We start from the raw sequence: 23,381 nt of genomic DNA on the forward strand, positions 1-23,381 counted from the left end.
TGTAACTCCGCCGGTGGCCGGTTCGCGCGCCAGGCCGGGCATACAGTTCGATAACGGCACGGCGCGCCGGAAGTGCCTTCCTGTCATGGATTTTCCGCCGGTGCGACGCGCGCGTGGTGGACCAACGGGACGTGCCGCGATCAAGCTCTTATCCTGGTGGCGTGGCCGAACCGAGCAGCGCGCCGTCGCGCATCCGGAAGCCGGGCCCGGAGCACGCGGTGGCCGCGTTCTTCGACCTGGACAAGACGATCATCGCCTCGTCGAGCGCGCTGGCGTTCAGCAAACCATTGCTCAAAGAAGGATTGATCAACCGCCGCGCGGCGTTGCGCAGTGCCTACGCGCAACTGGTGTTCTCGCTCGCCGGCGCCGACGAAAACAAGACCGAACGCCTGCGCGCCGAGGTTTCCGCGCTCTGCGCCGGGTGGGACGTGGCGCAGGTTTCGGCGATCGTCCGCGAAACCCTGCACGACGTCGTCGATCCGCTGGTGTACGTGGAGGCGGCGGAACTGATCGCGCGGCACCGCGAAGACGGGCACGACGTCATCGTGCTGTCGGCGACCGGCGAAGAGGTCGTCGCGCCCGTGGCGGAAATGCTCGGCGCCACCCGCAGCGTCGCCACGCGGATGCAGATCGTCGACGGCCGCTACTCCGGCGAAGTCGACTTCTACTGCTACGGCGCCAACAAAGCCGTCGCCGCGAAGCAGCTCGCCGCGACCCACGGCTACGACCTCGCGGAGTGCTTCGCCTACACCGATTCGAGCACCGACATCCCGCTGCTCGAAGTCGTCGGGCACCCCCACGCGGTCAACCCGGACAAGCTCCTGCGGCGCGAGGCCCTCGAGCGCGGCTGGCCGATCCTGGCCTTCGACCGGCCCATGTCGCTGCGCAGCCGGATCCCGACACGATCGGCGGGAATGGTGGCTCTCGGCGTCGGCGCGGTGGCCGCCGGCGCGACCTGGTACGGGCTCAGTCGTCGCCGTCGGTCGCGATAGCGCGAGACCGTCCCACCCACACGGCCGCACGACCTGCACTTTGCTTGGCCCAGCCCCGAATTGTCCGTCGCGCAGGGTGCCCGTGTCACCCGATCCAGCCTCTGTACCGGTGCACCCGTCCGCGCACTTGAAGTGACCGGGCTCACGGCGTAGAAAGTAGGTGCGGACGTTTGGTCGGCCAGGGAGCAGGTAGAAGAGAAGCCTGTTCCACCCCGGCAAACCTCCGTGCGCGGACTCCGGGTACCCACGCGCAGCGCGCCGCGGGAGGCTCGTCGTCTAGGGACTGCGTAGTGGGACGCCACACGCCGAGTCCATGTAGGTACGACCAGAGTTGCACGCTTGGTCGCCCGAGAAGTTCGCGCTTGCAGGCGGCGCCCGTCGGCCCTTGGCCACGGGCGCCGCCTCGTCTCTGCGTAAAGGTCGTCAAGCCGGCCTGGGCAGAGCCGACCCTGGGTAGAGCCGACACAGCCCACTCGTCGAAGTGGTCCGGCACCCGTTCAGCCGTAGCGCATGTTGCGAACGGCGAATTTCTTACCGATCCGGGTACGAACGGACCGTTGGTGCCGTCGGTCGATGGACATCGCCGGATTCGGTGAGTAGCTTCCCGATACTGGCGCCTCCGAGTGGACTTCTCACGTCCGCCGGGCGCCCGCAACTTTCTGGGAGGCTGGTCGTGACGACCCGAAATCGGAGGTTCCATGCGCTCGCCCTGCCCGTCGCGGGGGTGCTCGCCCTCACCGGTGTGGGTGTCGCGACCGCGGCGAGTGCGCCTCAGGTGAGCGCCGACGCGCAGGCGGACGCCGCGGCGACGCAGGCGTTCCGGGGGCTGACGCTCGAGCAGAAGGTCGGGCAGCTGTTCGTCACCTGGGTGAACGGCAAGTCGGCCGACGAGGTGAACCCGAAGAACCAGGCGGACTTCGGCGTCGACACCCCGGCGCAGGTGATCCGGAAGTACCACCTGGGCGGCGTCATCTACTTCAACAACGACACGCGCGACAACTTCGACGACCCCGTGCAGGTCGCGAAGCTGTCGAACGGCCTCCAGCAGGCCGCCATCGGCAGCGGGGCGCACATCCCGCTGCAGATCGGCGCCGACCAGGAGGGCGGCACGGTGACCCGGATGGGCGCACCGGCGACCGAGTTCCCGAACTCGATGGCCATCTCGGCCGGGCGGGACCCCGGGCGGGCGACGAAGGCCGCGACGATCCTCGGCCACGAGCTGCGCGCGGTCGGCATCAACCAGGACTTCGCGCCCGATTCGGACGTCAACTCCAACCCCGCCAACCCGGTCATCGGCGTGCGTTCCTTCGCCGGCCAGCCCGGCCTCGCGAGCCAGTTCGTGACCGCCGAGGTCAAGGGCTACCAGGACTCCGACCTGCCGACGAAGACCGTCGCGGCGACCGCCAAGCACTTCCCCGGCCACGGCGACGCGGCCACCGACAGCCACACCGGCCTGCCCCGGATCGACCGGACCGAGCAGGAGTGGCGCGACATCGACGTGCCGCCGTTCAAGGCCGCGATCGCGGCCGGCATCGGCTCGATCATGACCGCGCACATCCAGTTCCCCAGCCTCGACCCGTCGCTGGAGCCCGCGACGCTGTCGAAGCCGATCGTGACGGGCAAGCTGCGGGGCGAACTGGGCTACAACGGTGTCGTCATCACCGACTCGCTCGAGATGCAGGGCGTGCGCGAGATGCACAGCGACGCCGAAATCCCGGTGCTCGCGCTCAAGGCCGGCGTCGACCAGCTGCTCATGCCGGTGCACCTCGATGTCGCCATCAACGCGGTGCTCAACGCCGTGAAGACCGGCGACCTCCCGATGCAGCGGATCGACCAGAGCGTGCTGCGCGTGCTGAAGCTGAAGTTCAAGAGCGGCATGCTGTTCTCGCCGTTCGTCGACCCGGACCGGGTGATGAAGACCGTCGGCACGCCGGCGAACCTCGCCACCGCGCAGGACATCGCCGACCGCGGCATCACGGCCATCGCGAACGACGGCGGCGTCCTGCCCCTGAAGCAGAAGCCCGCGACGACGCTCGTCACCGGCTGGGGCGTCTCCACGACGGCGGCGCTCGCGCAGAAGCTGACCGCCCACGGCACCACGGCGACCGCGTACCAGACCGGGCAGGCGCCGACGGACGCCCAGATCGCGCAAGCGGTCGCCAAGGCGCAGAGCGCCGACCTCGTCGTCGTCCTGACGAACAACATCGGCGGCTTCCCGCTGCAGACCAAGCTGCTGAACGCGCTGCAGGCGACCGGCAAGCCGGTCGTCGCGGTCGCCGCGCAGATCCCGTACGACGCGGGTTACCCGAGTCAGGTGCGGACCTGGCTGGCGACCTACGGCTACATCACGCCGACCCTGGAGGCACTGGCCAAGGTCATCCTCGGCGAGACGAAGCCGGTCGGGAAACTGCCGGTCGACATCCCGGCGGGCGCCGACCTGCAGACCGTGAAGTACCCGTTCGGTCACGGGCTGACCTGGTGAACCTCAACCGGCGCCACTTCCTCGGCGCGGGCGCGCTCGCCGTCCCGGCCCTGGCGAGCGGCTCGGCTGTCGCCGGGGCCGAGCCGGAGAACCGGCCCGGACGGGTCCTGACCGGCGCGGAGCAGCTGGCCGCGCAGGGCTGGCGGTCCTTCGCGGGCCGCAAACTCGGCGTCCTGTCGAACCCGACCGGCGTGCTGCTGAACGGTGACCACATCATCGACTCGATGGTCGCGGCCGGCGTCAAGCCGGTCGCGGCCTTCGGGCCCGAACACGGCTTCCGCGGCAGCGCGCAGGCCGGTGGCTCCGAAGGCGACTACACGGACCCGCGCACCGGCGTGCCCGTGTACGACGCGTACGGCGTCGACGCGACGAAGCTCGCTTCGCTGTTCACCAAGGCGGGCGTCGACACGGTCGTCTTCGACATCGCCGACGTCGGCGCGCGCTTCTACACCTACATCTGGTCGCTCTACACGGCGATGGTGGCCGCGGCGCAGGTCAAGGCCGCTTTCGTCGTGCTCGACCGGCCGAACCCGATCGGCGGCCGGGCGGCCGGGCCGCTGCTCGACGCGAAGTTCGCCTCGGGCATCGGGAAGAAGCCGATCGTCCAGCAGCACGGCATGACAGCCGGTGAACTCGCGCGCTTCTTCGCCGAAGAGTTCCTGCCCGGCGAAGGCGTGAAGCTCGACCACCTCGACGTCGTCCAGGTCCGCGGTTGGCAGCGTGACACGCTCTTCGCGCAGACCGGCCTGAACTGGGTGCTGCCGAGCCCGAACATGCCGACGCCGGACACCGCGCTCGTCTACCCGGGCACCGGCATGTTCGAGGGCACGGTGTTCTCCGAGGGCCGCGGCACGACGAGGCCGTTCGAGATCATCGGTGCGCCCGGCCTCGACTGGCGCTGGCGCGAAAAGCTCGAGGGTCTGCGGCTGCCCGGCGCGAAGTTCCGCGAGATCTACTTCGTCCCGACGTTCAGCAAGTTCGTCAACCAGACCTGCGGGGGCGTGCAGCTGAGCGTCGACGACCCGCAGGCCTTCGACGCCATCCGGACCGCGGTCGCCATGCTCGTGACGGCCAAGGCACTGCACCCGGACGTCTTCGCCTGGCGTTCCGACAACTACATCGACAAGCTCTCCGGGTCCGACCGCCTGCGGACCATGGTCGACGCCGGCGCGGGCGTCGACGAGGTCACCGGGGCGTGGCGGGCCGAGCTCGCCGAGTTCGACCGGAGACGTCGTCACTACCTGCTCTACCGCTGAGGGGGAACTCGTGCGTGCTAGGAAGGTCATCGCCGCGGCCACCGGAGTGCTGGTCGCTCTGACCACCTTGACCTCGGGAGCCAGCGCCATCGGACGCCACGACGACGCGGGCCGCTTCGACCGGCCGCAGCAGGGCTTCGCCGCGCCGTGGACGACCCTGCGCGACGGACGGCCGCAGGAGGTCAACCTCGATCCGGCGCCGATCAAGGCCGCCGAGGACTTCCTGGCGAGCTGGACGAAACCGGACGCCACCGGGCACCCGCACTTCTCCGGCGCGGTCGGCCTGCTGGCCCACGACGGCGTGGTCGTCGACCGGTACGCCGTCGGCGGCGCGCTGCGGTACGCCGATGCGGCGGGCACGGAACTGCCCGCCGACCAGCAGGTCCCGATGCGGAACGACACCATCTTCGACATGGCGTCGATCTCGAAGCTGTTCACCTCGATCGCCGTGCTGCAGCTGGTCGAACGCGGTCAGCTCACCATCGACACGCCCGTGTCGAAGTTCTTCCCGGAGTTCGCGACCGGCGACAAGGCCGCCATCACGGTCAAGATGCTGCTCACGCACGTCTCCGGGTTCGACGCCGACCCGGTCCCCTCGCTGTGGGCGGGCTACCCGGACATCCCCTCACGCCGGCAGGCGGTGCTCGACAGCCCGTTGAAGAACAAGCCGGGCACGACCTACCTCTACTCCGACATCAACCTGCTCACCCTCGGCTTCATCGTCGAGAAGCTGACCGGGCAGACCCTCGACAAGGTCGTCCACGACCGGATCACGGCGCCGCTGGGCATGGTCGACACCGGGTACAACCCGCCCGCGTCGAAGCTGAACCGGATCGCGGCGACGGAGTTCGAGACGAACCCGCCGCGGGGGATGGTGCGGGGCAGCGTCCACGACGAGAACGCGTGGTCGCTCGGCGGCGTCGCCGGGCACGCGGGGGTGTTCAGCACCGCGAACGACATGGCCGCGCTCGCCCAGACGATCCTCAACGGCGGCACCTACCGCGGGCACCGGATCCTGGGCGCCGAGACCGTGCGGCAGATGCTGACCAACTACAACCAGCAGTTCCCGGACGACTCGCACGGCCTCGGCTTCGAGCTCGACCAGCCCTGGTACATGGGCGCGCTCGCCTCGCCGGTCACCGCCGGGCACACCGGATTCACCGGGACGACGCTGGTCATCGACGCCGAATCGCGGTCGTTCGCGATCCTGCTGACCAACCGCGTGCACCCGAGCCGGAACTGGGGCTCGATCAACACCGCGCGCCAGGTGTGGGCGACTTCGCTGGCCAGGGCCATGGCCGTGCAGCCGGCCGTCGGAAAAGACGCCTGGACGAGCACGCTGGGTAACACGAGCGTGGCCACGTTGAGTACTCGACCATTTACTACGCAAAGTGATCAAGCACGCGTGTCCTTTTTCGCCTTCGTGGACACCGAAGGAAGCACTGATCCATTACAGCTGCAAGCCTCCACCGACGGGGTGAACTGGCAACCGATCGTGCTCTCGGTTTCCGGCCCGGGCGCACCCTCCGGAGATGTGACGTCGCTCTCCGGACACGGACACCGTGCCTGGTGGAAGGCGACCGGCTTGCTGCCGCAGGGCGCGTCCGTGAGCCTCCGCTGGCGTTACAGCACCGACCCGAATTACACGGGCCGCGGAGTTTCGGTCGACGGTGTGAAAGTCACCGAGAGCGGCCGATCACTCCTCGACGGTGAACGGAATCCCGCTGCATTCGTCGCAGAGGGTTGGCAATTGAGCGCTCGGTGACTTGCCGGTCGCTCGTTGTTGACTTTTCACCGCAGTTAACCGTCAGCTTGCCGTTTGCACCGCGACACTAAGTTGCCAAGTCGTTAGCTTGAGCTCGTTAACAAGACCGACCTGGTTGGCGACTTTCTGGTCAGTGATTAATCGCAAATCCAGATCCGCAGACACGGACGGGTTGCGATCCGACCGAAGGGTGTGGGTAGCCTTGTCGCAGATGCCAACGGTTAGTAACTTTCCGACGGTGAGTGATACCGAATCCGTAGTCGGCACGGCACCGTCCGAGCCCGTATCGGTCCAGACGGCCGTGCGGGACGCGGACGCCAGCCCGCTGGTCCGGATCCGGTCCCTGCTCCCCGGCCTGGCCCGCGCCGAGCAGCGCGTGGCGAAGGTGGTGCTGGAGGATCCCGCGCAGGTCGCGAGACGCAGCATCACCGAAGTGGCCTTGGCGGCCAACACGAGCGAGACCACGGTGACGCGGTTCTGCAAGGCCGTCGGCGTCGGCGGGTACCCGCAGCTGCGCATCGCGCTGGCCGCGGACACCGCCCGCACCGAGGCGCGGACCACGCGCAACCTCGGCGGCGAGATCGGCCCGGAGGACGACCTGGCCGCCGTGATCGGCAAGGTCAGCTTCGCCGACGCGCGGGCGGTCGAGGAGACGGCCGACCAGCTCGACGTCGCCACGCTGGAGCGCGTGATCGAGGTCGTCGCGAACGCCGGCCGCGTGGACGTCTACGGCGTCGGCGCCAGCGCGTTCGTCGCCGCGGACCTGCAGCAGAAGCTGCACCGCATCGGCCGGGTGTGCTTCTCGTGGTCGGACACGCACATCATGCTGACCTCGGCCGCGGTGCTGAGCCCCGGTGACGTCGCGATCGGCGTCTCGCACACCGGCGCGACCACCGACACCGTCGAGGCGCTGCGGGTGGCCCGCGAGCACGGCGCGATCACCATCGCCGTGACGAACTTCCCGCGGTCCCCGATCACCGAGGTCGCCGACTACGTCCTGACGACGGCCGCCCGGGAAACCACCTTCCGTTCGGGAGCCACGGCGAGCCGCATCGCCCAGCTCACCGTCATCGACTGCTTGTTCATCGGTGTCGCCCAGCGGCACATGGACGCGTCGGTCAGCGCCCTGGACGCCACCAGGGACGCGGTCGGCTCGCACCGCTTGGGGGTCAGGCCGGACGGTCGTCGCCGTCCGCGGGAAACCGGCAAGTAATGACCGGAGAAAATGTGAGGCGCATGATGACCGTCCCCACCCAGGCGGTGCACGTCGATTCGCCGACCGAGACCCGCAATCCCCGCACCACGGACATCGACCTGATGTCCACCGCGGGGATCCTGGGCGCGATCAACGCCGAGGACCGCACGGTCGCCGGTGCCGTGGCCGCGGTGCTGCCCCAGGTGGCGCGCGCGGTGGACTACGCGGTGGACGCCCTGCGGTCCGGCGGGCGGGTGCACTACGTCGGGGCGGGCACGTCCGGGCGGCTGGCCACGCTGGACGCGGCCGAGCTGGTGCCGACGTTCAACGTGCCGGCGGACTGGTTCATCGCGCATCACGCCGGCGGCGAGCAGGCCCTGCGCCACGCCGTCGAAAACGCGGAGGACGACGACGGGGCGGGTGCGGCCGAAATGGCCGCGATGGTCCAGCCGGGTGACTTCGTGCTGGGGCTGACGGCGTCGGGCAGGACGCCGTACGTCTTGGGCGCGCTGCTCGCGGCGTCCCGCCAGGGTGCCCGCACCGGGCTGGTGTCGGGCAACCCGAAGGCCGCGAAGCCCGCCGGCGTCGACGTGCTCATCGCCGTCGACACCGGCCCCGAGGCGATCGCCGGCTCGACCCGGATGAAGGCGGGCACGGCGCAGAAGATGATCCTGACGTCGTTCTCCACCGCGACGATGATCAAGCTGGGCCGGACGTACTCCAACCTGATGGTCAGCATGCGGGCCACGAACGCGAAGCTGCGCGGCCGGACCATCCGGATCCTGCAGGAAGCCACCGGCATGACGATGGCGGACTGCTCGGACGCGCTCACCGAGGCCGGGGGCGACCTCAAGGTGGCGCTGGTGCACCTGCTTTCGGGCACGGACGTCAAGAGCGCCGCGAAGGCGCTGCACACGTCCGGCGGGCATGTCCGGAAGGCACTGGACTTGGTGCGCGTGCGCGCCAGCTGACCCCGTCTTTCGGGGGCTCCGGGTGGCGGAGCCCCCGGCCCGAGGCGGAGCCTCGGTTGTCACAGCATTGCTCTTCATCTGCTCACCTGTCTAACCTCTCAGATGAGGGAAGGCGGGTGGCGATGGCGGGGACGAAGGAGGACTCGCGGCGCGGGCTTTCGCGCCGCGAGTGGGTGTCCGTCGGCGGGATGGCCGGGTTCATCCTGCTGCTCAACGTCGTGGGCTGGGTGGTGCTCGCCGCCTTCGTCGCTCCGAAGCACTACGCGCTGGGCACGTCCGGGGTGTTCGGGATCGGCCTCGGCGTCACGGCGTTCACGCTCGGCATGCGGCACGCGTTCGACGCCGACCACATCGCGGCGATCGACAACACCACCCGGAAGCTGATGGCCGACGGCCAGCGGCCGCTGTCGGTCGGGTTCTGGTTCTCCCTCGGGCACTCGACGATCGTCTTCGCGCTGTGCCTGCTGCTGTCGCTCGGTGTCCGCGCGCTGGCCGGGCAGGTCGAGGACGGCTCCTCGGCGTTGCACGACGCCACCGGCCTCATCGGCACGTCGGTGTCCGGCGTGTTCCTGTACGTGATCGCGATCCTCAACCTCGTCGTGCTGGTCGGCATCCTGCGGGTCTTCCGGCGGATGCGCCACGGCGAGTTCGACGAGGCCGCCCTGGAGCGCCAGCTGGACAACCGCGGCGTGCTGAACCGGCTGCTGCGCGGCGCGACGAAGGCCGTGCGCAAGCCGTGGCACATCTACCCCGTCGGCGTGCTGTTCGGGCTGGGCTTCGACACCGCGACCGAGATCGGCCTGCTCGTGCTCGCCGCCGGCGCCGCCACGTTCGCCCTGCCCTGGTACGCGATCCTGGTGCTGCCGATCCTGTTCGCCGCCGGGATGAGCCTGTTCGACACCGTGGACGGCTGTTTCATGAACTTCGCCTACGGCTGGGCGTTCGCCAAGCCCGTGCGCAAGATCTTCTACAACATCACGGTGACCGCCCTGTCGGTCGCGGTGGCGCTGGTGATCGGGACCATCGAGCTGGTCTCGATCCTCACCGAGAAGCTGGACATCACGTCCGGCCCGCTGGCCGCGATCGCTTCGGTGGACCTGGACTACGTCGGCTTCGGGATCGTCGGGCTGTTCGTGCTGACCTGGGTCGTCGCGCTGGCGGTGTGGCGGTTCGGGCGGATCGAAGAGAAGTGGTCGGCGAAGCTGTCCGCTTAAGACGCCGCGTCCGAAATGCTCTTCGCCTCGCGCGCACCTGCCTCGAACGCTTCGCAGCAGAAGAGCAGCCACGCGCGTACGCCGTCCGGCGAACCGCTCGCGAACCCCTCCGCGGCCTCGAGATAACGCGGCACGCGGCGGAAGAACGCGACTTCGGGCACGCTCAAGGCCTTCGGGTCCAGGCCCGTCGCGATCATCGTCAACCGGGCCGCCGCGCGGGCCACGACGCCGTCCGCGCTGCCGAACGGCTTGAGCGCCAACAGTTCCCCGTGCACCACGGCCGTCAGGACCGGGCCCGGCACCGAAGTCGAGCCGGTCACGAGCTGGGCGAGCAGCTCGAGCCGGCCGCCGCCGGAACGCGGGCGCCCCAGTGCGTCCAGGTCGTCGACGAGGTCCGCCGCGGCCAGGACGTGCAGGCGCGCCAACGCCTGCATCGGCGCGCGGCGCCACGTCGGGAGGAGCGACTCCAGCGTTTCCGCGACGCGCAGGGCGCCGGCGAGGATCGGGTCGGCGACCGAGCCGTCGGCGGGCAGTTCCGGGTTCGCGCCTTCGATCCCGGCCGACGCGCGGGCGGCGCGCACCGACGCTTCCGCCGCCGTCTCCGCGCCGCCGCGGAGGTTCGCCGGGAGGCGGTGGACCGCGAACACGGCGTCCTGCGCGGACTTCGCGGCCGCCGCGACGCCTTCGAGGTCGAGCAGGGGCTTCAGCGGATCAGGCATCGAGCACCTGGCCCGCGCGCGCGACCACGGGCGGCAGGACCGACCACGGGAAGTTGATCCACTTGTCGGTGTGCCGCCAGACGTACTCGCACTTCACCGTCGAATGCGGCTTTTCGTAGACGACCGCCGAGCGCACCTCGGCGACGTGCTCGAGGCAGAAGTCGCGGACCAGCTTGAGGGTGGCGCCGGTGTCGGCGACGTCGTCGGCGATCAGCACCTTCTTGCTCGTCAGGTCGACGACGTTGGGCACCGGCGGCAGCATCACCGGCAGGTCGAGGCGCTGGTCGACGCCGGTGTAGAACTCGACGTTCATCACGTGCAGGTTCTTCACGTCGAGCGCGTAGCCGAGCGCGCCGGCGACGAAGAGGCCGCCGCGGGCGATGGACAGGATCAGGTCCGGCGCGAAGCCGTCGTCGGCGATGGTGTGAGCCAACTCACGGCTGGCCGTGCCGAACAGTTCCCAGCTCAGCTCTTCGCGCTCTTCGGCCATCGATCCTGCCTTCCGTCGTGGTCAGCCGAGCATAGGCAACGCCGAAGTGGCCTGCGGAAATGCTCCGAAATTGGCTATCAGGAGCAGCCACTGCGCGCCTTACGGTGATCAGGTGAGCGACTGGAGCACCACCCCGACCCTGGCCGGCGAGCACGTGCGGCTGGAACCGCTGAGTCTCGACCACGCGAAGGGCCTGCTCGAGGCGGGCGCCGACCCGGGCATCTGGGCGTGGCTGAGCATCCGGCAGCCGGGTGATCTCCCGGCGGCGGAGCGGATGGTCGAGCAGGCCCTCGCCGACCCCGCGCGCCGCGCGTTCGCGCAGATCGACGTCCCCTCCGGCCGCGTCGCCGGGACGACGTCGTACTACCAGGTCGTCGAGCCGCACCGGATCCTCTCGATCGGGCACACGTGGATCGGCACCGACTGGCAGCGCACCGGGCTGAACACCGAGTCGAAGCTGCTCCTGCTCACCCACGCGTTCGAAACCCTTGCCGCGCAACGGGTTTCGTGGGAGACGGACATCCGGAACCTTCGCTCGCAACGCGCCATCGAACGGCTCGGCGCGCTTCGCGAAGGCGTGCTGCGCGCACACCGCATCCGGCCGGACGGCTCGTCGCGCGACACCGTCACCTATTCGATGCTGGCGCCGGAATGGCCCGCGGCGAAGGCACGGCTGAACGAACGCTTAGTCACCGGGGCTCGCCTGCCTCGGTGAAACCACAGGGCAACGTGGGTGCAACCTTTTACAAGGCGGACTAACGTCGCTAGCGTGCCGCTAGCCGTCGTCTCGGCGCACTACAGGAGGCCTTGCAACCATGACCGAGCAGTCCCCAGCCCTGGACAACCTGCTCACCGAGAGCCGCACGTTCCCGCCCAGTGACGAATTCGCTGGCCAGGCCAATGCGAAGGCCGAGCTCTACGCCGAGGCGGACGCCGATCGCGAGGCGTTCTGGGCGAAGCAGGCGGAGCGGCTGACGTGGGACACGAAGTGGACCACGGTACTGGACTGGACCAATGCGCCCTTCGCGAAGTGGTTCGTCGGCGGCAAGCTGAACGTCGCGTACAACTGCGTCGACCGGCACGTCGAGGCCGGGCACGGCGAGCAGGTCGCGATCCACTGGGTCGGCGAGCCGGGTGACACCCGGGACATCACCTACGCCGAGCTGAAGACCGAGGTTTCCAAGGCCGCCAACGCACTCACGTCCCTGGGCGTCACCGCCGGCGACGTCGTGGCGATCCAGCTGCAGATGGTCCCCGAGGCCATCTTCGCGATGCTCGCCTGCGCGCGGATCGGTGCGCTGCACAACGTCGTCTTCGGCGGCTTCTCGCCGACGGCGCTGCGGGCCCGCGTCGACGACGCCGCCGCGAAGATCGTGATCACCTCCGACGGCCAGTTCCGCCGCGGCAAGGCCGCGCCGATGAAGGCCAATGTCGACGAAGCGCTCGAAGGCGCCGAGACCGTCGAGAAGGTCATCGTCGTCAAGCGCACCGGCGACAAGCTCGAGGGCGACGTCCCGTGGACCGACGGCCGCGACCTCTGGTGGCACGAGCTCGTCGACGGACAGTCCGAAGAGCACACTCCCGAAGCCTTCGACAGCGAACACCCGCTGTTCATCCTCTACACGTCCGGGACGACCGGGAAGCCGAAGGGCATCCTGCACACCTCCGGCGGTTACCTGACGCAGACGGCGTACACGCACCACAACGTCTTCGACCACAAGGCCGGCGAGGACGTCTACTGGTGCACCGCCGACATCGGCTGGATCACCGGCCACAGCTACATCGTCTACGGCCCGCTCGCCAACCGCGTCACGCAGGTCGTCTACGAAGGCACGCCGAACACCCCGCACGAGGGCCGGCACTGGGAGATCGTCCAGAAGTACAAGGTCTCCCTCTACTACACCGCCCCGACGCTGATCCGCACGTTCATGAAGTGGGGCGCGGAAATCCCGGAGAAGTACGACCTGTCGTCGCTGCGGGTGCTGGGCTCGGTCGGCGAGCCGATCAACCCCGAGGCGTGGATCTGGTACCGCGAAAACATCGGCGCGGGCAAGGCCCCGATCGTCGACACGTGGTGGCAGACCGAAACCGGCGCGATCATGATCTCGCCGCTGCCGGGCGTCACGTCCACCAAGCCGGGTTCCGCGCAGAAGGCGCTGCCGGGCATCTCCGCGAAGGTCGTCGACGACACCGGCACCGAGGTCGCGCACGGCGGCGGCGGGTACCTGGTGCTCGACAAGCCGTGGCCGTCGATGCTGCGGGGCGTCTGGGGCGACGAAGAGCGCTTCCGCGACACCTACTGGTCGCGCTTCAAGGAGCAGGGCTTCTACTTCGCCGGCGACGGCGCGAAGTACGACAACGACGGTGACATCTGGCTGCTGGGCCGCGTCGACGACGTGATGAACGTGTCCGGCCACCGCATCTCGACGACCGAGGTCGAGTCCGCGCTGGTCTCGCACCCGACGGTGGCCGAGGCCGCGGTCGTCGGCGCGACCGACCCGACGACCGGGCAGGGCATCGTCGCGTTCGTCATCCTCCGCGGCAACGCCGTCGACGGCGGCGACGAGGCCGTCCAGGAGCTGCGCAACCACGTCGCCAAGGAGATCGGGCCGATCGCGAAGCCGCGGCAGATCATGGTCGTGCCGGAGCTGCCGAAGACGCGCTCGGGCAAGATCATGCGCCGCCTGCTGCGTGACGTCGCGGAGAACCGGCAGGTCGGCGACGTCACCACGCTGGCCGACTCGTCGGTGATGGACCTGATCTCGTCGGGCCTGCAGTCGGGCAAGTCCGAGGAGTGAGCTAGCGTTCTTCCGTCAGGGCCCTTCCGGCTTCGCGCCGGGAGGGCTCTGTCATGACACCCCGAGTGGCACGCCTCGAACGCATGTTCTACGCTGTGCCGCGAACCACACCCCCTTCCCGGGCAAGGAGACGACACGACGATGACCGTGGATGTCCTGACGCACGACGAGGAAACGGCTGCTGCCGAGGCTCCGGCTTCGGCTCCGGAGGTTTCCACCGCCGAGGCGGCCGTCACCGAGTCCGCGTCCCCGGCCTCTTCGGAAGGCTCTGCCGAGCCTGCCGCCGAGGAGGCTCCCAAGCCGAAGCGCGGCCGCCCGAAGGGTGCGACGGCGTCGACGGCGAAGAAGACCCGCACGGTCGAGCTCACCCTGACCGTCACCGGCACCGCCGACGGCGAGTGGCAGGCCGAGCTCAAGAACGGCTCCAAGTGGGTCGCGAAGGGCCTCGAGATCCCGGCGGCGGCGGTCTCGCGCGCGGCGAAGGAGCTGCACGCGGACCTGTCGGGCCCGATCGACGAGGTGATCAACCAGGCCCGCGAGGCGCAGGCGGCGAAGGTCGCGGCGCTGGAGGCCGAGCTCGAGAAGGCCAAGCAGGCCCTCGCCGAGCTGGACGCCTGAGCTTCACTCCAGGAGACGCCCGGTCCCGCCTCGAGCGGGGCCGGGCGTTTCCGCGTGTTCGGAAGGCCGACACGCGTGATTGAAGGGTCGACACGGGGGTCAGGCGATGGGGGGTCTTGCCGGGAGCGGGGACTTGAACTCCACCCACATGGAGTCCGTCAGGGCCTCGACGTGGTGGGCCACCCCGCGCGGGTGCAGCACCGAGTCACCCGGGCCGGCTTCCGCCTCCAGGCCGTCGACCGCGCCCCGCAGGCGGCCGGACAGCACGTAGACGATCGAGTCGTGGTCGTGCGCGTGCGTCGGCGAGGCCACCCCCGCCGGGTAGTGGATCAAGTACGCCAGGCCGTGCTCGGCCTTCTCCAGCAGCCGGTACCGGCCCTCGCCGCCTCGCAGCGGGAGGCCCTCCACCGCCACCAGCGGCTGCCAATCCTGCTCCTCCATGCCGCCCATGATGACCCATGGCGGCTGAGAGTCCACACAGGACGGCTTAGGTAAGGCACGCGTTAATTAGGCGTACCTGACAAAAAGAACAAGTCTCGCCACGATTCTGCGTTCGTGTTTCACTGTTCTCGTGACCGAAACGATTGACGGTGACGCCGTGGAGCACGCGCACGAACCGCACGAGGACGTGGGCGGGAAGCTGAACTGGCTGCGGGCCGGGGTTCTCGGGGCGAACGACGGGATCGTGTCCGTCGCCGGGATCGTCGTCGGCGTCGCCGGCGCGACCACCGAAAGCACCGCGATCCTGACCGCCGGAATCGCCGGGCTCGTCGCCGGCGCCTTTTCCATGGCCGGTGGTGAATACGTCTCGGTGAGCACCCAGCGCGACACCGAACAGGCTTTGCTCCGGCTGGAAAAGCACGAGCTCAAGACGATGCCGGAGGCCGAGGAGCGCGAGCTCGCCGAGATCTACGAGCAGAAAGGGCTTTCGCCCGAGCTCGCCGGCCGGGTCGCCCGCGAACTGACCGAAAAGGACGCCCTGCAGGCGCACGCGGAGGCCGAGCTCGGGATCGACCCGGACAACCTGACCAGCCCGTGGCAGGCGGCGTGGGCGTCCCTGCTCGCGTTCTCGGTCGGCGCGCTGCTGCCGATCCTCTCGATCGCCTGGGCCGGGGTCTCCCTGCGGGTGTGGGCCTGCGCGGCCGCGGTCGTCGTCGGCCTGACGCTGACGGGCTACGTCAGCGCCAGGCTCGGCGACGCCCAGGTGGGGCGCGCGATCCTGCGCAACGTCGGGGTCGGCGCCCTCACCATGGTCGTGACGTACTTCGTCGGGGTGCTCTTCGGCGTCACCGTCGGGTGACGGCCGCCCGCCGAGGGCCCACCCAGCTCAGTGGACGCCCTTCATCAGCTTGCGGATGAAGGGCGTCGCCGCCAGCAGGAGCACGCCGATGACGATCGCGACGCCGCCGACCGTGCCGAAGTACGGCGTCTCGTCGTCCACCGAGTAGTACTCGGCGAGCTTGCCCGACATCGCCGTGCCGAACGAGATCGACAGGAAGTTCAGCGCGACCATCTGCGTCCGGAAGGCCTTGGGCGCGAGCTTCGTCGACAGGGACAGCCCGACGGGCGAGAGGCACAGTTCGGCGATCGTGAAGACGAACAGGATGCCGACCATCGCGAGCATCGGGCTCGCGTTCTTGCCGCTGCCGACCATCGGCAGGAACAGCAGGAACGCCACGCCCATCAGCACCGTGCCGAGCACGAACTTGACCGGCGTCGACGGCTGGCGCTCGCCGAGCTTCGTCCACAGCGCCGCGATGATCGGCGCGAACACGATGATGAACACCGGGTTGATCGAGTTGACCCAGGACACCGGCATCTCCCAGCCGAACAGGTCCCGGTTCAGCCGCTGGTCGGTGTAGGCCGCGACGACCGTGAACTGCTGCTGGTACAGCGAGAAGAACGCGGCGCTGGCGATGAACATCGGGATGAACGAGAACACGCGGCTGCGCTCGTCCGACGTGATCTCGCGGCTGCTCAGGATGACCACGAAGTAGATCACCGAGATGATGCCGACCACCCAGACGACGACGTCGGCCAAGTTGTCCGGGTTGACGACGCCAGTGAGCACCAGCGCGACGATCGCGGCGACCAGGACGACGGCCGCGCCGACGGCCAGCAGGCGGCGGGACGACGGCAGCGGGTTCGGCACCTCCTTGGCCTTCTCGCCGAGGTTCTTGCGGCCGAGCGTGTACTGGATCAGGCCGAGTGCCATGCCGATCGCGGCGAGGCCGAAGCCGAGGTGGAAGCCGACCTCGGTCTGCGCGAGCCCGGTCAGCAGCGGACCGACGAACGCGCCGAGGTTGACGCCCATGTAGAAGATCGTGAAGCCGGCGTCGCGCCGCTCGTCGCCCTCGGCGTAGAGCGTGCCGACGATCGCCGTCGCGTTGGACTTCAGCCCGCCGCTGCCGACCGCGACGCACACGAGGCCGACGCCGATCCCGGCCATGCCCGGCAGCAGGGCCAGGCTGATGTGGCCGATCATGATCAGCACGGCGCTGGAGAAGAGCGTCCGTTCGGAGCCGAGCAGCCGGTCGGCCACCCACGCGCCGACGACGGCGGAGAGGTACACGAGCCCGCCGTAGGCGCCGACGACGCCGAGCGCGGCGTCCTGGTTCAGGCCCAGGCCGCCCTGGTCCGCCTTGTAGTAGAGGTAGATCGGCAGGATGCCGAGCATCCCGTAGAAGGAGAAGCGCTCCCACATCTCGACGCCGAAGAGGTTCGCCAGTCCTCGTGGGTGCCCGAAGAACCTCGTGTCCTGCTGGACCTCGGTAGAGGTGCTCACAACTCTGTCTTCCTTTGTCTCGGACTTCGTTGTCGCTTGGCATGGTATGAGTGCTCGCCGGTGAATCACCACCGGCACCCCGTGTGGCGACGGCCATAACAGTCCGTGACAAACAGGCATTAAAATGGCGTCAAGGTGCGCCGGGAAGTCTGGTCGGCAACGGTTGTCAGCGACCCGAGGAGCCGTCCGTGTCCCGTCCTTTGAACGAGTTCGCGCGCTACCTGCGCACCGAGACCACCGGCGGGCTGATCCTGCTCGGCGCGACCGCCGTCGCCCTGCTCTGGGCCAACTCCCCGCTGCGCGACAGCTACCACGCGCTGCGCGACTTCCGGCTCGGCCCGCAGTTCCTGCACCTCGACCAGACCGTCGGCGACTGGGCGAAGGACGGGCTGCTCGCCCTGTTCTTCTTCGTCGCCGGCCTCGAGCTCAAACGCGAGCTGGTGATCGGCGAGCTGTCCCGGTTCAAGCAGGCGATCCTGCCGGTCGTGGCCGCGATCGGCGGCATGGTCGTGCCCGCGCTCGTCGCGCTGGCCGTCGGCTGGGGGACGCCGGGCATCGACCGCGCGTGGGCGATCCCGGTGGCCACGGACATCGCGTTCGCACTCGGCGTGCTGGCCCTGACCGCGTCGAACCTGCCCTCGAGCGCGCGGGTGTTCCTGCTGTCCCTGGCCGTGGTGGACGACCTGGGCGCGATCCTCGTCATCGCCATCCTGTTCACCACCGGGTTCGACCTGGTCGCCGTGGGGGTGGCCGTCGTGGCGCTCGCGCTGTACGCGTTCCTGCAGCACCGCCGGGTGCGGACGCCGTGGCTGTACGTACCGCTCGCGCTCGTCACCTGGGTCGCGGTGCACTCGGCGGGCATCCACGCGACGATCGCCGGCGTCGCGCTCGGCCTGCTCACCCGCGTCCGCGCCGACGAAGGCGAGGCGGAGGCACCCGCGCTGCGGCTCGAGCACCGGCTCCAGCCCTGGTCGGCCGCGGTCGCCGTGCCGGTGTTCGCGCTGTTCGCGGCCGGGATCTCGGTCGACGGCGACGCGCTGGGCGCGGTGTTCACGACGGCGTTGCCGCTCGCGGTGCTGGCCGGGCTGCTCGGTGGCAAAGTCGTCGGCATCCTCGGCGCCAGCATGCTCGCGGTGAAGCTGCGGCTGGCGGAGAAGCCCCGCGGGATGGGCTGGCGCGACATGGCCGCGTTGTCGGTGCTCGGCGGGGTCGGGTTCACCGTCAGCCTGTTGATCGCGGAGCTGGCGCTGCCCGAGGGGACGAGCGAGCTGGCGAAGGCCGCGGTGTTGATCGCGTCCGCGACGGCGTCCCTCCTGGCGGCGGCCCTGCTACTCCGCCGTAGCAAAGTGCACGCTCGAATCTCCGACACACTGTGACTCCGCCGCGCCCGCTCTACGGACACATGGCACGATGACCCGGTGAGCAGCCCCAAACACGAACGCACCGGCCCCGACGGCGTGGGGGCCGTGCCTTACCTCCCGCTGTCCTCCGACTCCGACGTCCCCGGCGACCAGTCGATCGGCCGGCTCGTCGGCGACGCGACCCAGCACATCTCGACCCTCGTCCGGGCCGAGATGGAGCTCGCGAAGTCCGAGCTGGTCGGCGAAGTGAAGAAGGGCCTCAAGGGGGCCGTCTACTTCCTGATCGCGCTGACGGTCTTCCTGTACAGCACGTTCTTCCTGTTCTTCTTCGCCGCCGAGGGGCTCGCCGAGTGGGTGCGCTACCGCTGGATCGCGTTCGGCATCGTGTTCGTCCTGATGCTGCTGGTCGCGGGCGTGGCCGGGTTCCTGGGCTACCGCAAGGTGAAGAAGTTCAAGGCGCCCGAGCGGACCATCGCCAGCGTCAAGGAGACCGCCGCCGCGCTGAAGCCGCAGAAGGCGCCTGAAGCCGACTTGACCACTACGCGCGACTGAGTTCGTTGCCCGCGTCCCCCGACCCGTCGAGCGTCCGCCTCGACGGCCCGTGGGTCCACCGCGACGTGTCCGCGAACGGCATCCGGCTGCACGTCGCCGAGCTCGGTGACGGCCCGGTCGTGGTGCTGCTGCACGGGTTCGCCGAGTTCTGGTGGACCTGGCACCACCAGCTGCGTGCGCTGGCCGAAGCGGGGTTCCGCGCGGTCGCCGTCGACCTGCGCGGCTACGGCGACTCGGACAAGCCACCCCGCGGCTACGACGCCTGGACCCTCGCGGGCGACGTCGGGGGCCTGGTCAAGTCCCTCGGGGCGCGACGCGCGCACCTCGTCGGGCACGCCTGGGGCGGCATGCTCGCCTGGACGGTCGCGTCGCTGCACCCCCGGCTCGTCTCGTCGGTGACGGCGATCGGCGCCGCCCACCCCCTCGCCCTGCGCTCGGGCGCGGCCCGCCCGTGGCGCGGGCAGGGCCGGGCGGCCGGGCACCTCTTCCGCTTCCAGGTACCGATGGCGCCGGAGAAGTGGCTGGTGAAGGACGACGCCCAAGCCGTCGCCGACCTCTTCGGCGGCTGGGCCGGGAGCCGCTGGCGGTCCACTTCGGACTTCTCCGGCAGCGTCGAGGCGTTCCGGCGGGCGATGCTCGTGCCGGGGGTCGCGCACAGCGCGCTGGAGTACTACCGCTGGGCGTTCCGCGCGCAGTTCCGCGGCGAAGGCCGTCGCTTCACCGACGCCGTCGGCAGCCGGATCGCGGCGCCGACGCTGCAGCTGCACGGCGCCGACGACCCCTGCATCCTCCCCGAGACCGCGACCGCGTCGGTGCGCTGGGCGGGCCCGCACACCGAGCCGGCCCTTTGGCCGGGCGTCGGGCACTTCCCGCACCTCGAAGCCCCGGACCGCACGTCGGCGGCCCTGATCGACTTCCTCAACTGAGGTCGATGGCGTTCTTCGCCCGCTCGATCGACTCCTCCGCCGGCCCGCCCGTCGGGTTCTCGGTAGCCAGGGCCTGGTTGAGCTCGGCGAACGGCCGCATCCGGCGCTCGTAAGCCGCGAAGGCCGTTTCGTGGTCCGCGCGGCCCAGCTCCTGCGCGAGGACATACGCGCCGACGAGCGCGAGGCTCGTCCCCTGGCCCGACAACGCCGAAGCGCAGTAGGCGGCGTCGCCGAGCAGCACGACCCGGCCCGCCGACCAGCGGTCCAGGTGGATCTGCGCCATCGCGTCGAAGTAGAAGACGTCCGCGGTGGCCATGGCTTCCAGCAGCTTCAGCACCTCCCAGCCGACCCCGGCCAGCCGCTCGGCGACCAGCCGCTTCTGCTCCGGGACGGTCAGCGGGGGCAACGGCTCCGAGCCGAAGCCGAGGGTGACGCGCAGTTCGGTGTTGTCCCGCACCGGGTAGACCGCGCCGCCGGTTTCCTCGTGCCGGAACCAGACCTGCCAGTCTTCGAGGCCCAGGGAGTTCGGCGCCGGGAAGATCGCCAGGTACTGGCCGAGGTGGCGGGCGAACTCCTCCTCCGGCCCGAAGGTCAGCCGCCGCACGGCCGAATGCAGCCCGTCCGCGCCCACGACCAGGTCGAACGTCCGGGCGTCGCCGTGCTCGAACGCCACGCGCACGCCGTCCGGCCCGTCGGTCAGGGCCTTGATCGCGTCGCCGAAGACGTATTCGACGTCGGTTGCCTCGTGCAGGATCGCGACGGCGTCGTCGCGCAGCAGCTCGAAGTCGTCGCTGTCGAGCCGGCCGCTGCTGTAGGTGAACTCCTCGGTCCGGAACAGCTCCTGCCCGGCACCGTCCACCATGGACATCCCGCGCATCCGGGTGCGCACCGCGCGCATCCGGTCGCCGAGGCCCATCGCCTCGACGACGTCGAGCGCGGCGCCCCGCACGTCGATCGCCTGGCCGCCGGTGCGCGGGCCGGGCGCGCGCTCCACCACCGTCACGGTCCACCCGTCGCGCGCCAGGAACCACGCCAAGGTGCCGCCGGCGACGCCGGCCCCCGAGATCAGAACGTTTCGCATGAGCCCCTCCAGAGTCGTACGCTTGTCTGCACCCACTGTGGAGTTCATGCAGCTCGAAGGCTAAATCTGTACTAGTACAGATGGCCGGCTGTACTAGGTCAGGAGGCAGCCGTGAAGTACGTGGCCATCGCCGACGAGCTGCGTGGCCGGATCGTGCGCGGCGAGCTCCCGCCGGGCGCCCGCGTGCCCTCGACCCGGCGGCTCGCCACCGACCACGGCGTCGCCATGGCGACCGCGGCCAAGGCGCTGGCCCTGCTGAGCCAGGAAGGCCTGGTGCGCGCGGAGCCGCGGTCCGGCACGGTCGTCGCCGGCCGCGACCGCCGCGGTGGTCAGCGCGGCCTGACGCGCGACCGGATCGTGCGCACGGCGATCGAGGTCGCCGACGCCGAGGGGCTGGCCGCGCTGTCGATGCGGGGCATCGCCGCGCGTCTCGGCGTCGGGGCCATGGCGCCCTACCGCTACGTCACCGGGAAGGACGAACTGGTCCTGCTGATGGCCGATGCGGCGTACGGCGAAGGCCACTACCCGGCCACCCTGCCGTCCGGCTGGCGCGAGCGGCTGCTGCTCGTCGGCCGCACGCTCTGGGAGATCTTCCGGCGGCACCCCTGGCTGGCCCAGCTCACCCCGATCACCCGGCCGCTGCCGCTGCGGAACCTGGCGGCGCACGGCGAGCGCGCGCTCTCGGCCTTGACGCAGCTGGGCGTCGACGCGGCCACCCTGTGCGACCTGCACGTGGTGTTCTTCAGCCACGTCCAAGGCGTGGCGATCCACCTGGAACGCGAGCAGAACGCGCTGGCGTCGTCCGGACTGTCCGAAGACGACTGGATGAACCGCCAGACCCCGGCGATGATGGCCGTGACCAGCGGGTACCCGATCTTCACCCGGATGCTCGGCGAACTCGGCGAGACCGGCTACGACCTCGTCCTGGACGACATCTTCGAGTCGGGTATGCGGGCGCTGCTGGACGGCCTCGCGCTGCGCTACGGGCGTTAGGCGGCGCAGGAGCCGGTGGACACGTTCGTCGACTGCGACGGCGCCGCGTCGACCTCCGCCCGCACCTGCTCGGCCGTGAGCGTGAAGCCGGTTTCCGGGTCCTCGACCGCGGCCCCGAACACGACGCCGATGACCCGGCCGTCCGGCGTCACCATCGGGCCGCCGGAGTTGCCGCTGCGGATCTCCGCGCGGACCGTGAAGACGTCCCGCTGCACCGTGTTGGCGTCGTAGATGTCCGGGCCGCGCAGGTTGATCCGGCCGCGCACGCGGGCCGGCGTCGCCCGGTACGGGCCGTCGAGCGGGTAGCCGAGCACGATCGCGCTGTCCCCCGCGCGGGCGGTTTCCGGCGCGAACTGCAGGGGCTCGGCCCGCAGGCGCGGCACGGCGAGCACCGCGATGTCGACCTCCGGGTCGAAGTAGACGACGCGCGCCGGGTAGTCGCCCTGCGTCGTCTCGATGCCGACGGTGTCGGTGCCGGCCACGACGTGCGCGTTCGTCATCACCCGCTGCGGGGAGATCACGAAGCCGCTGCCTTCCAGGGACCGCGAACACGAGCTGGCGCTGCCGCGGATCTTGACGACGCTGCCGTGCAGTTGCTGGACCGTCGAGCTGGTCTGCAGGGCCGGGTCCGGCGGCGAGGTGTCGGCCGTCGGGGCCTTCTGGAACGGGTCGACGATGGACGGGAAGCCGGACGCGTCGAGCAGCTTGCGCAGCTGGCTCGGGAAGCCCTGGGCGGCCTCCGGCATGGCGTCGTTGACCTTGCCGAGGACCACCGAGCCGTTGATCGCCTTGGCCAGCCCGGGCAGGCCGGACACGGTCGTCAGCGGTGTCGCGATCAGCCACGCCACCACGAACACGACGGCGGCCTGCACGACCGCGCCGAGCGTCTTGTCGATGCCGGAGAGCTTGTCCGGGTTGATCTTCTGGCGCAGCTTGCGCCCCACGTAGACGCCGATCGCCTCGCCGAAGGCGACCAGGAAGACCACGGTCGCGACCGCGAAGGCGACCTTCCAGACCGGGTCGTCGAAGAACGAGACCACCACCGGCGCGAGCTTGATCCCCACGACCGCGCCGAGCACCACGCCGACCAGCGACGGCAGCGCGATGATCACGCCCTGGTATGCGCCGGACACCGCCGCCAGCACGGCCAGCAGCAGCACCAGCACATCGACCCAGTTCACCG

At 70.0% G+C, this 23,381-nt stretch carries 21 protein-coding genes; 15 read left to right on the plus strand and 6 right to left on the minus strand.

Annotated features, from left to right (window positions below; genetic code table 11):
* Positions 1-161: 161 nt before the first annotated feature.
* From ACWEN0_RS06000 to ACWEN0_RS06030, 7 genes are all read left to right on the plus strand, one after another.
* A complete protein-coding gene (locus ACWEN0_RS06000) occupies positions 162-992 on the plus strand; it encodes an HAD family hydrolase (protein WP_451969330.1) in 831 nt (276 codons plus the stop codon).
* 724 nt (positions 993-1,716) lie between these two features.
* A complete protein-coding gene (locus tag ACWEN0_RS06005) occupies positions 1,717-3,474 on the plus strand; it encodes a glycoside hydrolase family 3 protein (protein WP_451969880.1) in 1,758 nt (585 codons plus the stop codon).
* The gene (locus tag ACWEN0_RS06010) at positions 3,471-4,730 is read left to right on the plus strand and encodes an exo-beta-N-acetylmuramidase NamZ family protein (protein ID WP_451969332.1); all 1,260 of its coding nucleotides are present in this window, start codon (positions 3,471-3,473) and stop codon (positions 4,728-4,730) included. The genes ACWEN0_RS06005 and ACWEN0_RS06010 overlap by 4 nt, the downstream gene beginning before the upstream one ends.
* 46 nt (positions 4,731-4,776) lie before the next feature.
* The gene (locus tag ACWEN0_RS06015) at positions 4,777-6,495 is read left to right on the plus strand and encodes a serine hydrolase (RefSeq protein WP_451969882.1); all 1,719 of its coding nucleotides are present in this window, start codon (positions 4,777-4,779) and stop codon (positions 6,493-6,495) included.
* Between the two features lie 238 nt (positions 6,496-6,733).
* On the plus strand, positions 6,734-7,708 hold the full coding sequence (locus tag ACWEN0_RS06020; protein ID WP_451969333.1) for a MurR/RpiR family transcriptional regulator: 975 nt from the start codon (positions 6,734-6,736) through the stop codon (positions 7,706-7,708).
* A gap of 23 nt (positions 7,709-7,731) precedes the next feature.
* Positions 7,732-8,661: an N-acetylmuramic acid 6-phosphate etherase gene (locus ACWEN0_RS06025; protein ID WP_451969335.1), complete on the plus strand. Its 930-nt coding sequence runs from the start codon at positions 7,732-7,734 to the stop codon at positions 8,659-8,661.
* Between the two features lie 122 nt (positions 8,662-8,783).
* Positions 8,784-9,875: a HoxN/HupN/NixA family nickel/cobalt transporter gene (locus ACWEN0_RS06030; RefSeq protein WP_451969337.1), complete on the plus strand. Its 1,092-nt coding sequence runs from the start codon at positions 8,784-8,786 to the stop codon at positions 9,873-9,875.
* On the opposite strand, the gene ACWEN0_RS06035 is transcribed toward ACWEN0_RS06030, so the two are convergent.
* Positions 9,872-10,594 (minus strand): oxidoreductase, encoded by a 723-nt coding sequence (locus tag ACWEN0_RS06035; protein ID WP_451969339.1) that lies wholly within the window; start codon positions 10,592-10,594, stop codon positions 9,872-9,874. The genes ACWEN0_RS06030 and ACWEN0_RS06035 overlap by 4 nt on opposite strands.
* Complete coding sequence (locus ACWEN0_RS06040; protein ID WP_451969340.1) at positions 10,587-11,084, minus strand: phosphoribosyltransferase; 498 nt, start codon at positions 11,082-11,084, stop codon at positions 10,587-10,589. The genes ACWEN0_RS06035 and ACWEN0_RS06040 overlap by 8 nt, the downstream gene beginning before the upstream one ends.
* Before the next feature lie 112 nt (positions 11,085-11,196).
* On the opposite strand from ACWEN0_RS06040, the gene ACWEN0_RS06045 reads away from it, so the two are divergent.
* The 3 genes from ACWEN0_RS06045 (at position 11,197) to ACWEN0_RS06055 (ending at position 14,500) form a co-directional block, all read left to right on the plus strand.
* Entirely contained in the window at positions 11,197-11,799 is a 603-nt protein-coding gene (locus ACWEN0_RS06045; protein ID WP_451969342.1) for a GNAT family N-acetyltransferase, read from the plus strand.
* A gap of 100 nt (positions 11,800-11,899) precedes the next feature.
* Positions 11,900-13,882: an acetate--CoA ligase gene (gene acs / locus ACWEN0_RS06050; RefSeq protein WP_451969344.1), complete on the plus strand. Its 1,983-nt coding sequence runs from the start codon at positions 11,900-11,902 to the stop codon at positions 13,880-13,882.
* A 141-nt stretch (positions 13,883-14,023) separates the two neighbouring features.
* Entirely contained in the window at positions 14,024-14,500 is a 477-nt protein-coding gene (locus ACWEN0_RS06055; protein WP_451969345.1) for a DUF6319 family protein, read from the plus strand.
* A 99-nt stretch (positions 14,501-14,599) separates the two neighbouring features.
* Here the strand turns inward: ACWEN0_RS06055 and ACWEN0_RS06060 are convergent, their stop codons facing one another.
* Positions 14,600-14,941 carry a cupin domain-containing protein gene (locus tag ACWEN0_RS06060; RefSeq protein ID WP_451969347.1) on the minus strand — a complete coding sequence of 114 codons (342 nt, stop codon included), beginning with the start codon at positions 14,939-14,941 and terminating at the stop codon, positions 14,600-14,602.
* Positions 14,942-15,071: 130 nt separating this feature from the next.
* Between ACWEN0_RS06060 and ACWEN0_RS06065 the strand changes: the two genes are divergently transcribed.
* A complete protein-coding gene (locus ACWEN0_RS06065) occupies positions 15,072-15,800 on the plus strand; it encodes a VIT1/CCC1 transporter family protein (RefSeq protein ID WP_451969348.1) in 729 nt (242 codons plus the stop codon).
* Between the two features lie 27 nt (positions 15,801-15,827).
* On the opposite strand, the gene ACWEN0_RS06070 is transcribed toward ACWEN0_RS06065, so the two are convergent.
* Entirely contained in the window at positions 15,828-17,285 is a 1,458-nt protein-coding gene (locus ACWEN0_RS06070) for a peptide MFS transporter (protein WP_451969349.1), read from the minus strand.
* A gap of 188 nt (positions 17,286-17,473) precedes the next feature.
* On the opposite strand from ACWEN0_RS06070, the gene nhaA reads away from it, so the two are divergent.
* The 3 genes from nhaA to ACWEN0_RS06085 are packed head-to-tail and all read left to right on the plus strand — an operon-like array spanning position 17,474 to position 20,124.
* Positions 17,474-18,661, plus strand: a complete 1,188-nt coding sequence (gene nhaA, locus ACWEN0_RS06075; RefSeq protein ID WP_451969350.1) for a Na+/H+ antiporter NhaA — start codon at positions 17,474-17,476, stop codon at positions 18,659-18,661.
* Between the two features lie 42 nt (positions 18,662-18,703).
* Positions 18,704-19,198 carry a phage holin family protein gene (locus tag ACWEN0_RS06080; protein ID WP_451969352.1) on the plus strand — a complete coding sequence of 165 codons (495 nt, stop codon included), beginning with the start codon at positions 18,704-18,706 and terminating at the stop codon, positions 19,196-19,198.
* A 5-nt stretch (positions 19,199-19,203) separates the two neighbouring features.
* Positions 19,204-20,124, plus strand: a complete 921-nt coding sequence (locus ACWEN0_RS06085) for an alpha/beta fold hydrolase (RefSeq protein ID WP_451969354.1) — start codon at positions 19,204-19,206, stop codon at positions 20,122-20,124.
* Here ACWEN0_RS06085 and ACWEN0_RS06090 read toward each other — a convergent pair.
* A complete protein-coding gene (locus ACWEN0_RS06090; RefSeq protein ID WP_451969355.1) occupies positions 20,117-21,205 on the minus strand; it encodes an FAD-dependent monooxygenase in 1,089 nt (362 codons plus the stop codon). The genes ACWEN0_RS06085 and ACWEN0_RS06090 overlap by 8 nt on opposite strands.
* A 111-nt stretch (positions 21,206-21,316) precedes the next feature.
* Here ACWEN0_RS06090 and ACWEN0_RS06095 point away from each other — a divergent pair, with 111 nt between their 5' ends.
* The gene (locus ACWEN0_RS06095) at positions 21,317-22,198 is read left to right on the plus strand and encodes a GntR family transcriptional regulator (protein WP_451969356.1); all 882 of its coding nucleotides are present in this window, start codon (positions 21,317-21,319) and stop codon (positions 22,196-22,198) included.
* On the opposite strand, the gene ACWEN0_RS06100 is transcribed toward ACWEN0_RS06095, so the two are convergent.
* Positions 22,195-23,379: a MarP family serine protease gene (locus ACWEN0_RS06100; protein ID WP_451969357.1), complete on the minus strand. Its 1,185-nt coding sequence runs from the start codon at positions 23,377-23,379 to the stop codon at positions 22,195-22,197. The genes ACWEN0_RS06095 and ACWEN0_RS06100 overlap by 4 nt on opposite strands.
* Positions 23,380-23,381 lie beyond the last annotated feature (2 nt).

This window comes from Amycolatopsis sp. NPDC004378, assembly GCF_053602455.1.

Coding starts and splice junctions, on each gene's coding strand:
- ACWEN0_RS06025 (WP_451969335.1), top strand. CDS start 7,732: ATGATGACCGTCCCCACCCAGGCGGTGCACGTCGATTCGCCGACCGAG.
- ACWEN0_RS06030 (WP_451969337.1), top strand. CDS start 8,784: ATGGCGGGGACGAAGGAGGACTCGCGGCGCGGGCTTTCGCGCCGCGAG.
- ACWEN0_RS06035 (WP_451969339.1), bottom strand. CDS start 10,594: ATGCCTGATCCGCTGAAGCCCCTGCTCGACCTCGAAGGCGTCGCGGCG.
- ACWEN0_RS06040 (WP_451969340.1), bottom strand. CDS start 11,084: ATGGCCGAAGAGCGCGAAGAGCTGAGCTGGGAACTGTTCGGCACGGCC.
- acs (WP_451969344.1), top strand. CDS start 11,900: ATGACCGAGCAGTCCCCAGCCCTGGACAACCTGCTCACCGAGAGCCGC.
- ACWEN0_RS06055 (WP_451969345.1), top strand. CDS start 14,024: ATGACCGTGGATGTCCTGACGCACGACGAGGAAACGGCTGCTGCCGAG.
- ACWEN0_RS06060 (WP_451969347.1), bottom strand. CDS start 14,941: ATGGAGGAGCAGGATTGGCAGCCGCTGGTGGCGGTGGAGGGCCTCCCG.
- ACWEN0_RS06090 (WP_451969355.1), bottom strand. CDS start 21,205: ATGCGAAACGTTCTGATCTCGGGGGCCGGCGTCGCCGGCGGCACCTTG.